Raw genomic sequence first — 12,462 nt, forward strand, 5'->3', positions numbered from 1 at the left:
CTCATCGCGCCGGGAAATTGAGCGCATAGTCGCGGTCGTTCATTCCCGTCGGTGCGGCGAATGGAAAGCGCAGACTGGTGTCGAGGAAGTCGTGGCTGTGCACGACCAGGTTCTCGCTGTCGATGAGCACCACGCCATAGGCCGGCGGCTCATGGCTGGCGAGATGGTCGGTCGCGGCAGCGTCGAGCTCGAACCAGACCTGGTGGTTGGTGCCGCGGAGCGTCGAGAACGGGATCTTGCCGTAGCTGCCGAAGATCGGCCGGTGCACGTGGCCGAAGAAGAGGTGGCGGATGCGTGCGCGATAGGGCGCGATCACCTCGGCGAATTCGGCGCTCTGCGCCAGTGCGATCTCGTCCATCGCGTGGACGCCGACCGGGAAGGGCGGATGATGCATGAAGACGACGAACGGCATGTCGGCGGGCGCTGCGGCCAGCGTGCTCGCGAGCCAGCCGAGGCGCTTGGCGCACATCTCGCCGGCGTGGCTGGTCTCGTCCAGCGTGTCGAGGAAGACGAACAGGCCGTGCTCGGTGGTGCGGGTGCCCTGGACGAAGCCGTTCGGGTCGCGCGGCGCGGCCTTCAGGCCGTCGAGGCAGGCCACGCGCTTGTCGTGATTGCCGACCATGGCGATATAAGGGATTTTCAGCGCGCCCATCGCCTCGGCGAAATTGATGTAGGATTCAGGCTCGCCCCAATGGGTGAGGTCGCCGGTCACGACTGCGAAGGCAGCGTCGGACTGGTGCTTGTTGATGTTGGCAACCGCCGCGTCCAGCCGGGCGCGCGGATCGAGGCCATAGAGCTTCAGTCCGGGGTTCGCGAGATGCGTGTCGGTGATGTGGATGAATTTGAAGGGCATGGCGCGTCAGGACTGTTGGAGGATGGGCGCCTCCGGCAGGACGTCCCTGATAGGCCGTTAGAGTGCCAGTGTTTCAGTTTGATGACAGCGGTTCCTGCGGCGCGTGGAAGATGTGGACATGCTTGGGACGACCGGGCGAGCGTACTCTGGGGCCGAATGACCTCTCACGATTGAGGCGCAAGATGCGGTCTACCTTGCCGCGAAGATGCGGTCGTGGTTTGCTCATGCTGCTCACCGAATTTGCATCACGAGACCTCCGAATGTTGCCGCCGCGTGGCCTCCCCAAGCTGGGTTTGCTTGCCGTCTCCCTGCTGCTTGTCGTCCTCTCCGCCGTCCCCGATGCGGCGCGCGCCGAATTCAATTTCGCCCGTTACAAGGAGACCGATCTCGACGAGTTCCTGGCACGGCGGCGACCGGCCACCGGCCTCGACGTCTACCCGATGTCGCCGCTGAAGCTCGACGTCACGCTGGCCTCCCACGGCGAGCCGTGCGCAAGCGGCGCGCTCAAGCGATCGCTGATCATGAGCGGCATGCCCAAGACCGACGCCGACGCCTTGCAGGCGACCAACTGCATCACGGTCCGCTCCGCCAAGGGGCGCGAGCTCAAGGTCTTCATCCAGGATGTGGTCTACGGCTTCTTGCCGGCGGAGGTGCCGGTCGGGGACAAGCTCTCGCTCTATGCGATCCATGCCTTCACGTCCCCCGAAGGGCCGGGGCTGCTGGTCAATGAATTCCTCACCCAGCGCAGCTTTCCGCGCGCCGACAAGCCGGCAGACAAGACGATGACCTCCTGTGGATGCTGGACCCAGGACGAGCATCCCGGCGTCGATTTCACCTCCGACAAGGCAGGCGGTCCGGTGGCGGCGATGGCGGACGGCGTCGTCGTCAAGATCGAGACCAGCGAGCAGGCGCCGGCCGACCTGCCCGTGATCGGCGGTTGCGGCCGCTATGTCGTGCTCAAGCACACCTATCCCAACGGCGGCGTCATCTACACGCGCTACGTCCAGCTTGGCCGCATTGTCGGGCCGAAGGGAGAGGCGCTTGCGGTGGGCGCGAGCGTCAAGGCAAAGGACACGATCGGCGAGATCGACCCGAACAAGGTGCTGCATTTCGAGATCCGCCCCGTCGCGCCCGGAACGACGACGACGAACAAGGCCTGGGCCGAGCGGTATGCCAACGTGCCCGACATGGAGTGGTCCCGCTACGATCCCGTCGATCCGCAGAAGTTCGACGCGGCGTCGTTCGGCGGGATCAGGAAGGCGACGAAGTAAGAAGGTGCGTAGGGTGGATTAGCCGAAGGCGTAATCCACCACTGTGAGCCAACTTCAAGTTGTGTTATCGGTGATATGTCCGACTACCGCCGCGCATTCATCCCCGGAGGGGGCTGGTTCTTCACCGTGAACCTGCTCGATCGGCGGAAAGCTCTTTTGACCCACCACATCGAAATCTTACGGGACGCGGTCGCCGCAACGCGCCGGAGCCATCCTTTCGAGATCGATGCTTTCGTAGTTTTACCGGATCATCTCCACGCGATCTGGAAGCTGCCACCGGACGATGCCAATTTTTCGGTCCGCTGGAGGCTGATCAAGACGCGATTTGCCAAAGCACTCCCAGCGAATGAGCGGCTGAGCGTTGTCCGTGCGGCGCGGAACGAACGCGGCATCTGGCAACGCCGGTTCTGGGAGCATCTGATCCGTGACGAGGCCGACTACGCCCGCCACGTCGAATATTGCTATTACAATCCCGTCAAGCACGGTCATGTCTCGAAGGTTTGCGATTGGCGGTACTCGTCATTTCACCGCGATGTGCGGGCTGGATTATTTCCCGAGGATTCGGGCGGTGACGCCAAGATCGCGGGCGAATTCGGTGAGCGGGCGTGACGATCGCGTTAGCTCGTAGGGTGGATTAGCGAAGCGTAATCCACCTCTGTACTCTCGTCTGGTTGAGAGAAGCGGTGGATTACGCCTTCGGCTAATCCACCCTACGCACCGAGTTTGTTGCTATGTCCCGCAGAACGTCTGCAGCACTCGCTGGTCCGGCAGCGGCGGATCGGCGTAGGCGGCATAGTCCGGCTGCTCCTCGAACGGCTTGGCCAGCACCTTCACCAGCTCTTCGAACGGCGCGTAGTCGTCGTTGTTCACCGCGGCCTGGATCACGGCCTCGACGCGGTGGTTGCGCGGGATGAAGATCGGGTTGACGGCGTGCATGGCGGCCTGCCGCTCGGCTGCGGCCTGCGGCTCCAGCGCGGTGCGCTCGCGCCAGCGTCTGGCCCAGTCGTCGAGGGCTGAGGGGTCCATGAACTGCGCGCGGACGTCGGCAGCGGCGGCCTCGTCGCCTGCGGCGTCACCGAGCTTGCGGAAGGTGAGGGTGAAGTCGGCCTGGTTCTTGGCCATGGCGTCCAGCAGGTCCTGGATCAGCGCCTCGTCGCCGTCGCGTTCCGTGAACAGGCCGACCTTCTTGCGCAGGCCTGCTTGATAGGCGTTGCTGAACGTCTCGGCGAAGGCGCCAAGAATGTCCTGGGCTTCGGCGACTGCCTTTTCCTGGTCGTCGGAGAACAGCGGCAAAAGGCATTCGGCGAGCCGGGTCAGATTCCACAGCGCGATGCGTGGCTGGTTGGCATAGGCGTAGCGGCCCATCTCGTCGATCGACGAAAACACCTGCGCGGGGTTGTAGGCGTCCATGAAGGCGCAGGGGCCGTAATCGATGGTCTCGCCGGAGATGGAGCTGTTGTCGGTGTTCATCACGCCGTGGATGAAGCCGACCAGCAGCCAGCGCGCGATGAGATCGGCCTGACGCGCGACGACGCCGGCGAGCAGGGCGTGATAGGGGCGCTCTGCCTGGAGCAGATCCGGATAGTGGCGGGCGATGACGTGATCGGCGAGCCGGCGGATCGCGCCGGTGTCGCGGCGGACGGCGAAGAACTGGAAGGTGCCGACGCGGATGTGGCTCGCGGCGACGCGCGTCAGCACGGCGCCGGGCAGCGCGGTCTCGCGGATGACGTGCTCGCCGGTGACGACCGCGGCGAGCGAGCGCGTGGTCGGGATGCCCAGCGCGAACATGGCTTCGCTGACGATGTATTCGCGCAGCACCGGCCCGAGCGCGGCGCGGCCGTCGCCGCGGCGGGAGAACGGGGTGGGGCCCGAGCCCTTGAGCTGGATGTCGCGGCGGGTGCCGTCTCTGTCGATGACCTCGCCGAGCAGGATCGCCCGGCCGTCGCCGAGCTGGGGCACGAATTGCCCGAACTGGTGGCCGGCATAGGCCATGGCGATGGGATCGGCGCCGACGGGAACCGTCTTGCCGGCCAGGATTTCGGCACCCTCAGGGGTCTCCAGCAGGTCCGGGTCGAGCCCGAGCTGGACCGCCAGCGGGCGGTTCAGCTTGATCAGCCGGGGGGCGGCCACAGGAGTTGGCGCGACCCGGGCAAAGAAGCTGTCCGGCAGTGCCGAATACGAGTTCTGGAAGGGGAAATGGACGGTCATGGAGGTAAAGATAGGCGGGGAACGCCTGATGGCAAAGGCTTGAGGCCCAATCGGCCAAAAATGGGCGCTTCGGCCCCAAAACAGCCCGTTCCCTTGGTTGCCGCCTCCGGCCTCGTCGGGTAAACCCTGCCGCAACTTCGGACCGGTCGTTTCAGGCCGTCCGATTCGACCCCTCCGACATTGATTTTGGGACGACCATGCATCGCTACCGGTCACATACATGCGGCGCGCTCCGCGAGAGCAACATCGGCGAAACAGTTCGCCTCTCGGGCTGGGTCCATCGCGTTCGCGACCATGGCGGCGTGCTGTTCATCGACCTGCGCGACCATTACGGCCTGACCCAGTGCGTGGTTGATCCGGACTCGCCGGCGTTCGCGCTGGCCGAAAAGCTGCGCTCGGAATTCGTGGTCAAGATGGACGGCAAGGTCCGCCGCCGCCCCGAGGGGACCGACAATGACGATCTGCCGACCGGCAAGATCGAGATCTATGTCAGCGAGATCGAGGTGCTCGGTCCGTCCGGCGACCTGCCGCTGCCGGTGTTCGGCGATCAGGAATATCCCGAAGACATCCGCCTGAAGTATCGCTTCCTCGATTTGCGTCGCGAGAAGCTGCACCAGAACATCATGACGCGCGTCGACATCATCAAGTCGATGCGTCGGCGGATGGAGGGGCAGGGCTTCTTCGAGTTCAACACCCCGATTCTGACCGCGTCCTCGCCGGAAGGCGCGCGTGACTTCCTGGTGCCGTCGCGCATCCACCCCGGCAAGTTCTATGCGCTGCCGCAGGCACCGCAGCAGTACAAGCAGCTGTTGATGATGTCGGGCTTCGACCGCTATTTCCAGATCGCGCCCTGCTTCCGCGACGAGGATCCGCGCGCCGACCGTCTGCCGGGCGAGTTCTACCAGCTCGACGTCGAGATGAGCTTCGTCACGCAGGAAGACGTCTTCGCGGCGATGGAGCCGGTCATCACCGGCGTGTTCGAGGAGTTCGCCAAGGGCAAGCCGGTGAGCAAGAACTGGCGCCGCATCCCGTTCGCCGAAGCGCTGCGCAAATACGGCAGCGACAAGCCGGACCTGCGCAACCCGATCGAGATGCAGGACGTCTCCGAGCATTTCCGCGGCTCCGGTTTCAAGGTGTTCGCGCGCATGCTCGAAGACCCCAAGAACCAGGTCTGGGCGATCCCGGCACCGGGCGGCGGCAGCCGCGCCTTCTGCGACCGCATGAACTCGTGGGCGCAGGGCGAAGGCCAGCCCGGTCTCGGCTACATCATGTGGCGCGAGGGCGGCGAGGGTGCCGGTCCGCTCGCGAACAACATCGGGCCAGAGCGCACCGCTGCGATCCGCGCGCAGATCGGCGTCAAGGAAGGCGATGCCGCCTTCTTCGTCGCCGGCGACCCCGACAAGTTCTGGAAATTCTCAGGTCTTGCCCGCAACAAGGTCGGCGAGGAATTGAACCTCACCGACAAGGAGCGGTTCGAGCTCGCCTGGATCGTCGACTTCCCGATGTACGAGTACAACGAGGACGACAAGAAGGTCGACTTCTCGCACAACCCGTTCTCGATGCCGCAGGGCGGTCTCGACGCGCTGAAGGGCCAGGACCCGCTGACCATCAAGGCGTTCCAGTACGACATCACCTGCAACGGCTACGAGATCGCCTCGGGCGGCATCCGCAACCACGTGCCGGAAGCGATGGTGAAGGCGTTCGAGATCGCAGGTTACGGCGAGCAGGAAGTGGTCGACCGGTTCGGCGGCATGTACCGCGCCTTCCAGTACGGCGCGCCGCCGCATGGCGGCATGGCCGCGGGCGTCGACCGCATCGTGATGCTTCTGTGCGGCACCAACAATCTGCGCGAGATCTCGCTGTTCCCGATGAACCAGCAGGCCATGGATCTGCTGATGGGTGCACCGTCGGAGCCCAGCACCAAGCAACTCCGCGAGCTGCATGTGCGGGTGAACCTGCCGCAGAAGTGATCTGAGCCGGTTTTCGGTCTCGTGCCGGACGCAGCGCAGCGCGACTTCAGCGGTGCGCGCAGAGCGTCCGAGACAGAAGACCACCGCTCGCCCCTACAGCCCCGTCGACGCCTCGATCCTGAACTGCGCCAGCGCGACGATCGGCTCGCTGTTCAGCGCGTCCACGAGCTGAAGCACGGGCAGCTTGCCGAGCGGCGTGAGCTTGATGGTGAGCGTCTGACCTGAGGTCTCGACGAAGCCGGCGAGTGCATCGACCGCCGCTTTGGCATCGAGATTGGCGGCGGTGACCTTCTCGCCCTGCGCGCGGATCATCTCGGCGATGGTACTGCGGGCGGCGTCGCGGCTGACATTCTGCATGCGCGAGAACTGCGCCACGACGAGATCGACGACGCCGCTGTCGCGCAAGGAGAGCTCGATCGTACCGGTCTCGACCTGCGCGGCCTGGCCCATGGCCTGCGCCGGGTCGGTCGTGAACAGACCGCGCGGCACGTTGGTGAGCGCGAAGCGGGCCTGAGCTTTCGCAAGGTTGCCGAGATCGATCGTGGCAGGCGCGAGCGCAAACGCGCCCGAGGACTCCGTCCAGGCGGCACCGAGATCGAGGTCGATCGCGAGCTTGTCCACGCCCGCCATGATCAGCGGCCGCTGCGCCGGATTGGAGGGATCGGTCGGCGTGACCATCTTCACGACCAGATTGGCCTTGCTCGGGATCGATCCGATTAGCTGGCCCCAATTCAGGCTGATCGTGTCGACGGTGATGAGCTGCCGCGTGTTCTTGTAGGGCGAGACCACGCCCTTGATCTCGGCGCCTTCGAGCACCCGGAACAAGCCCAGCATCTGGTCGGGCGAGGGCGCCTGCCCGGGATTGCTAAGGCCAGCGGCCCAGCGCATCAGGTTCGTAATGCTGAACGATTTGAGCGCGAAGCGCTCCATCTTGAACTGCCCTTGCGGCGACGGCGTATCGACGCCCTCGACGGCGAACTCGCCCTCGCGGTACCTGACCGCATTGATCTTGGCTGTTCCCTGCGGCGTCCCGATCGACGTCTTGCCCATCTCGGCCTTGCCGATGCGAACACCCTCGTAGACCCCGGCGAGCTTCTCCAGCAGCTCGCGCGCCTGCGCCGGCGTCTGGGGCGCCGATTGATCCTGCGGCAGCGCGGCGAGCACGTCGGCCAGCCGGAATTTCGACGGCTGCACGGCGATGTCCTCGATGGCGAAGCCGTCGATATCGACGCGAATCGCCTGTGCCGATTTGAGCGTGTACGGGCCTGCCGAGACTTGCCGGTAGACCCGGCGATAGTTGTCGTCGCCGCTCGTCTGCGGATCGAGCGCCGCGAGGATCGCGGTGGCATCGAAATCGTTGACGATGATGTTCGACAGCTCGCCTGTCAGCTTGTCCGGCTTGCCTGGCTGCTTCACCTCGACCGAGATGACGGCGCGGTCGGCCTTCATCGCATCGATCTTGCCGTGCTTGAGGTTCTGGATCGCCAGCCCGGTATAGGTGAACTCGCCGCTGCCGGCGGCAGCGTTGCCGGAATCGAAGCTCATCGTCAGTGTCGGGGCCGTAAGCGACGAGGCCGTGACGCCCGTGTACTGGCTGAGCGCATAGCGGTACATCTCGATCAGGGAGTTGTCCGCTGGCGCAGCCGCGGCGTGAACGGGACCGGCGTAGTCGCGCATCGTCAATTGCGGGATCTTGTAGGAGACTTTCAGTTTTGCCGGGGGAGCCTGGTCCAGTGCGACCTCAACACCGGTGATGTCGATGCTGTCGGCCGAAAACCTGATATCGTCGACCAGGCGAACGCCCGTCCCTTTGATGCCGGCGATCTTGATCTGCGCCTGCGGCAGGTTGCCGGGAGTGACCGCGATATCCTCGATCGTCAGCGTCCGGGTCGCGAGCTCGAACGTGATCTTGCCGTGGCTCGCCTTGCCGCCCTGTTGGCGCATCTGCTCGAACGCCGCCTCGACCTCGCTGGTCGCGCGGTGCTGGACATAGAAGTTGAAGCCGAACCATCCGCCCGCGGCAAGCACGGCTGCCACGATCGGGCCGATCAGGATCCGCTTCATTCCCAGCTCCAGTTGCCCGTTTTGCACTGCGCAACCTGCCATATTCGGGAAATGCCGCGCGGTCCAGGGAAAGCTAGCGCTATCAGGTATTTGACCATGCGCCCTGTTGATGGGGCCGTAATCGGATGTTGCCACCGGGGCGCCCGCCGTGCTTCATCCCGTTTCCATGACCCGGAAATACCGTCCGCTTGGGCGGCGGCTCCGGATGAGGCATTTTGAAGCCGGTAACGCGAGGCGAGACACCGCATGTCGTCTTATTCTGATGATCTCCACCAGGCGGCGCTGGCCTATCACCGTTTGCCGCGCCCCGGAAAGCTCGAGATCCAGGCGAGCAAGCCGCTCGCCAACCAGCGCGACCTCGCGCTTGCCTATTCTCCGGGCGTTGCCGCCGCCTGTACCGAGATCGCCAAGAACCCGGCGGAGGCCGCCACGCTCACCACCCGCGCCAATCTGGTCGCGGTGGTCTCGAACGGCACCGCGGTGCTCGGCCTCGGCAATATCGGCCCGCTGGCCTCCAAGCCGGTGATGGAGGGCAAGGCCGTCCTGTTCAAGAAATTCGCCGGCATCGACGTGTTCGACATCGAGATCGCCGCCGACACCATCGAGCGCGTGGTCGAGACCGTGGCGGCGCTCGAGCCGACCTTCGGCGGCATCAATCTCGAGGACATCCGCGGACCGGAATGTTTTGAGATCGAGGCGCAGCTGAAGGAGCGCATGAAGATCCCGGTTTTTCATGACGACCAGCACGGCACCGCCATCATCGTCGCCGCCGCCATCACCAATGGTCTCAGGCTGAACGGCAAGAAGCTGTCCGACGTCAAGATCGTCGCGTCGGGGGCAGGGGCCGCCGCGATCGCGACGCTCAACCTTCTGGTGTCGATGGGCGCGCAGCGCAAGAACATCTGGGTCTGCGACATCGACGGTCTCGTGCATGAAGGCCGCAACACCACGATGGACCGCTGGAAGGCGGTCTACGCGCAGAAGACCGACAAGCGCACGCTGGGCGACGTCATCGGCGGCGCCGACATCTTCATCGGGCTGTCGGCACCAGGGGTGCTCAAGCCGGAGATGGCCAAGGCGATGGGCGACAAGCCCCTGATCATGGCGCTCGCCAATCCGACCCCGGAGATCATGCCGGAGGAGGCGCGCAAGGTGCGCCCCGACGCCATGATCTGCACCGGCCGCTCCGACTATCCGAACCAGGTCAACAACGTCCTCTGCTTCCCCTTCATCTTCCGCGGCGCGCTCGACGTCGGCGCCAGCGCCATCAACGAGGAGATGAAGCACGCCGCCGTCGAGGCCATCGCGCAGCTCGCGCGCGAGGCGCCGTCGGATGCGGTCGCGCAGGGCTTTGACACCGGCGAAACGCAGGGCTTTGGCCCGGGCTCGCTGATCCCGAGCCCCTTTGATCCCAGGTTGATTCTGCGCATCGCGCCCGCCGTCGCCAAGGCGGCGATGGAGTCGGGCGTCGCGACGCGCCCCATCACCAACTTTGACGAATACACCGCGCTGCTCGAGCGCTTCGCCTTCCGCTCCGGCCTCGTCATGAAGCCGATGTTCGCCAAGGCCAAGACCCAGCCGGTGCGCGTGATCTACGCCGAAGGCGAGGACGAGCGCGTGCTGCGCGCCACGCAAGTGGTGCTGGAGGAGAAGCTGGCGACGCCGATCCTGGTCGGGCGTCCGTCGGTCGTCGAGGCGCGCATCAAGCGCTTCGGCCTGTCGATCAAGGCAGGCAAGGATTTCGACCTCGTCAATCCCGAGGACGATCCGCGCTACCGCTCCTATGTCCAGTCCTATGTCGAGGTCGCCGGCCGCCGCGGCGTGACGCCGGATGCGGCGCGCACGGTGGTGCGCACCAACAACACGGTGATCGCCGCGCTCGCGGTCATGCGCGGGGAGGCGGATGCCATGCTTTGCGGCGTCGAAGGCCGCTACATGCACCACCTCCGCCATGTCCGCGAGATCATCGGCTTCTCCGCGGGGATCATCGACTATGCGGCACTGGCGCTGCTGATCACCAGCAAGGGCGCCTTCTTCATCGCCGACACGCAGGTTCGGCCCAATCCGAGCGCCGAGGAGCTCGCCGAGATCGCCTCGCTGGCGGCGGTCCACGTCCAGCGCTTCAACATCAAGCCGAAGATCGCCTTCGTCTCGCACTCGGATTTCGGCAGCTACGACACCGAGTCCTCGCGCAAGATGCGTCGGGCGACCCAGCTGTTGAAGGAGAAGCATCCGGAGATCGAGGCCGACGGCGAGATGCAGGGCGACACGGCACTTTCAGCTGCTGCGCGGAAAATGGTGCTGCCGCACTCCAAGCTCGAGGGCGAGGCCAACATCATGATCATGCCGAGCCTCGACACCGCCAACGTCGCCTATCAGATGATCAAGTCGCTGGCGGATGCGCTCCCTGTCGGCCCGATCCTGATCGGCCCGGCGCGCCCCGCCCATATCCTCACGCCCTCGGTGACCGCGCGCGGCATCCTCAACATGACGGCCGTTGCGGTCGTGGAAGCGCAGGAGCGCGCTGCACGGCAGCAGCCGACGTTGTTTACGTAAGATGCCGTCTTACCCTCTCCCCCTGTGGGAGAGGGTGGATCGCGGCGTTAGCGGCGAGACGGGTGAGGGGTCTCTATCCACGAGTCCCACCGCTATTGAGCTCGCGGAGAGATACCCCTCATCCGGCGCCATAGCCGAAGCTTCGCTTCGGCGTTCTTAAGAACGGCGGCCGCAGGCCGCCTATGCCACCTTCTTCCGCAAGGGGAGAAGGTGCACCGCCCGCGTCGCCAACTTTGAATTGCTCGCAGTTCGCCATTTCCCCGTTTGTAAACCGGCGCACGACTCTTCATAATCGCCCGGTACTCTCGTCAAGACGCCTTTTTCAAAAAGCCTGAGCCAAGAGGCCGATCATGCCAGCGTTCGTGACTTTCGGGCGAATCCTGTTCGCCGTGCTGTTCATCTACACGGGCGCGACCAAGTTCTTTCCCCTCCAGGCGACGGCCGATTTCATCGCCACCAAGGTGGTGGTGCCTGAGGTCATCGAGTCCTACACCAAGCAGATCGAGACGGCGACCGCCATGACCACGCCGCAACTGCTGGCGATCGCGGGCGGCGGGCTCGAGATCATTGCAGGCCTGATGATTGCGCTGAACTTCGGCGCGCGCTTTTTCGCATTGCTCATGATCATCTACATCGCGGTCTCGACCGTCCTGTTCTCCGATTTCTGGAATCAGGCCGCGCCCGACAACGCCAGGATGGTGGTCGACGCGCTGAAGAATCTCTCGATCATCGGCGCGCTGTTCATGATCATGGGCTACGGCCGCGCTACGCGCTCGGCCGAGACGGCCTACGGGGACGTGTAAAGCGAGTTGATGGCTCGTTCGACAGCATCTCCGCCCGCGCCGAATATCGCGTCACGCATCTCGGGGCGCGAGACGATCTGGCGTCTGATTTCATGACCAGCCTGAGCGCGGGCGGCACGGTGCACACGCTGCGCGGTGTGCTGGCCTATCACCTTCCGGCGCCGTAGCGCAGATCGCCTGTGCTAGACTCGACGCCACGGCGTCACCGTGACGTCATGCGCCGCGTCGAGCAGATACGGCGCCCCAGGCTTCATCCCGTGTGACGCCAGCACCTCATGCGGCGTCCGCTCCGGCACGCCGACGAAACAGCCTTCGCCGCCGGGCAGCCGCACATGCGGGGCTTCCGACAGCCAGAACGTGTCGTAGCGGTCCATGAACATGTCGAACACGACGGGGCCGCCGATGATTGCGACCGTGCCGGAGGCGACATCGGCGAAAGCGCAGGCCTCCTCGAAGCTCGCATGCTCGGGATTCCACAACGTCGCGTTCGGCATCTCCGGGTCGACGGTGAGCGCCTTGATCTTGCGCGTGAGGATCAGCCGCTTGCGCTTCGGCGAATTCGGCTGCTGCTCGTGCGAGTGTCCGCCGTGCACGACGACCGCGGCTCGATCGAGCGCTTGCTCGAAAAAGCGCTTGTCGCCTTCGAACACCAGCGTTGAGGGCATGATGTGCGACGGATCGGCAAGCATGCCGTCCGCCGATATGATGACGTAACCTTCAAACCGGAAAGACAATTG

9 protein-coding genes are annotated in these 12,462 nt (G+C 64.9%); 5 read left to right on the forward strand and 4 right to left on the reverse strand.

All coding sequences use genetic code 11. The annotated features are described in order from the left end of the window. Position 1: 1 nt before the first annotated feature. The gene (locus AB7535_RS12540; RefSeq protein ID WP_135215313.1) at positions 2-853 is read right to left on the reverse strand and encodes a phosphodiesterase; all 852 of its coding nucleotides are present in this window, start codon (positions 851-853) and stop codon (positions 2-4) included. A gap of 260 nt (positions 854-1,113) precedes the next feature. Here AB7535_RS12540 and AB7535_RS12545 point away from each other — a divergent pair, with 260 nt between their 5' ends. Together AB7535_RS12545 and AB7535_RS12550 are read left to right on the forward strand one after the other, a co-directional pair. Beyond that, positions 1,114-2,124: a M23 family metallopeptidase gene (locus tag AB7535_RS12545; protein ID WP_439036374.1), complete on the forward strand. Its 1,011-nt coding sequence runs from the start codon at positions 1,114-1,116 to the stop codon at positions 2,122-2,124. 75 nt (positions 2,125-2,199) lie between these two features. After that, the gene (locus tag AB7535_RS12550) at positions 2,200-2,733 is read left to right on the forward strand and encodes an REP-associated tyrosine transposase (protein ID WP_135215315.1); all 534 of its coding nucleotides are present in this window, start codon (positions 2,200-2,202) and stop codon (positions 2,731-2,733) included. A 120-nt stretch (positions 2,734-2,853) separates the two neighbouring features. On the opposite strand, the gene AB7535_RS12555 is transcribed toward AB7535_RS12550, so the two are convergent. Next, positions 2,854-4,332: a protein adenylyltransferase SelO gene (locus AB7535_RS12555; protein ID WP_439036375.1), complete on the reverse strand. Its 1,479-nt coding sequence runs from the start codon at positions 4,330-4,332 to the stop codon at positions 2,854-2,856. Between the two features lie 197 nt (positions 4,333-4,529). Here AB7535_RS12555 and aspS point away from each other — a divergent pair, with 197 nt between their 5' ends. Then, on the forward strand, positions 4,530-6,302 hold the full coding sequence (aspS, locus tag AB7535_RS12560) for an aspartate--tRNA ligase (RefSeq protein ID WP_439036376.1): 1,773 nt from the start codon (positions 4,530-4,532) through the stop codon (positions 6,300-6,302). A gap of 93 nt (positions 6,303-6,395) precedes the next feature. On the opposite strand, the gene AB7535_RS12565 is transcribed toward aspS, so the two are convergent. After that, positions 6,396-8,366 (reverse strand): hypothetical protein, encoded by a 1,971-nt coding sequence (locus tag AB7535_RS12565; protein WP_439036377.1) that lies wholly within the window; start codon positions 8,364-8,366, stop codon positions 6,396-6,398. A gap of 246 nt (positions 8,367-8,612) precedes the next feature. Here AB7535_RS12565 and AB7535_RS12570 point away from each other — a divergent pair, with 246 nt between their 5' ends. Next, positions 8,613-10,922, forward strand: a complete 2,310-nt coding sequence (locus AB7535_RS12570) for an NADP-dependent malic enzyme (protein WP_063983646.1) — start codon at positions 8,613-8,615, stop codon at positions 10,920-10,922. A gap of 350 nt (positions 10,923-11,272) precedes the next feature. Further along, the gene (locus AB7535_RS12575; protein ID WP_063983645.1) at positions 11,273-11,725 is read left to right on the forward strand and encodes a DoxX family protein; all 453 of its coding nucleotides are present in this window, start codon (positions 11,273-11,275) and stop codon (positions 11,723-11,725) included. A 182-nt stretch (positions 11,726-11,907) separates the two neighbouring features. Here AB7535_RS12575 and AB7535_RS12580 read toward each other — a convergent pair whose 3' ends face one another. Continuing rightward, on the reverse strand, positions 11,908-12,459 hold the full coding sequence (locus tag AB7535_RS12580) for a dihydrofolate reductase (RefSeq protein WP_028147792.1): 552 nt from the start codon (positions 12,457-12,459) through the stop codon (positions 11,908-11,910). Positions 12,460-12,462: the final 3 nt, after the last annotated feature.

This window comes from Bradyrhizobium sp. 956_D2_N1_4 (assembly GCF_052076025.1).
GTDB classification, from domain to species: Bacteria; Pseudomonadota; Alphaproteobacteria; order Rhizobiales; family Xanthobacteraceae; genus Bradyrhizobium; species Bradyrhizobium barranii.

Excerpts from the sequence above, each read along its gene's own strand:
- aspS (WP_439036376.1), top strand. The coding sequence starts at position 4,530 with ATGCATCGCTACCGGTCACATACATGCGGCGCGCTCCGCGAGAGCAAC.
- AB7535_RS12575 (WP_063983645.1), top strand. The coding sequence starts at position 11,273 with ATGCCAGCGTTCGTGACTTTCGGGCGAATCCTGTTCGCCGTGCTGTTC.
- AB7535_RS12540 (WP_135215313.1), bottom strand. The coding sequence starts at position 853 with ATGCCCTTCAAATTCATCCACATCACCGACACGCATCTCGCGAACCCC.
- AB7535_RS12545 (WP_439036374.1), top strand. The coding sequence starts at position 1,114 with ATGTTGCCGCCGCGTGGCCTCCCCAAGCTGGGTTTGCTTGCCGTCTCC.
- AB7535_RS12565 (WP_439036377.1), bottom strand. The coding sequence starts at position 8,366 with ATGAAGCGGATCCTGATCGGCCCGATCGTGGCAGCCGTGCTTGCCGCG.
- AB7535_RS12550 (WP_135215315.1), top strand. The coding sequence starts at position 2,200 with ATGTCCGACTACCGCCGCGCATTCATCCCCGGAGGGGGCTGGTTCTTC.
- AB7535_RS12555 (WP_439036375.1), bottom strand. The coding sequence starts at position 4,332 with ATGACCGTCCATTTCCCCTTCCAGAACTCGTATTCGGCACTGCCGGAC.
- AB7535_RS12570 (WP_063983646.1), top strand. The coding sequence starts at position 8,613 with ATGTCGTCTTATTCTGATGATCTCCACCAGGCGGCGCTGGCCTATCAC.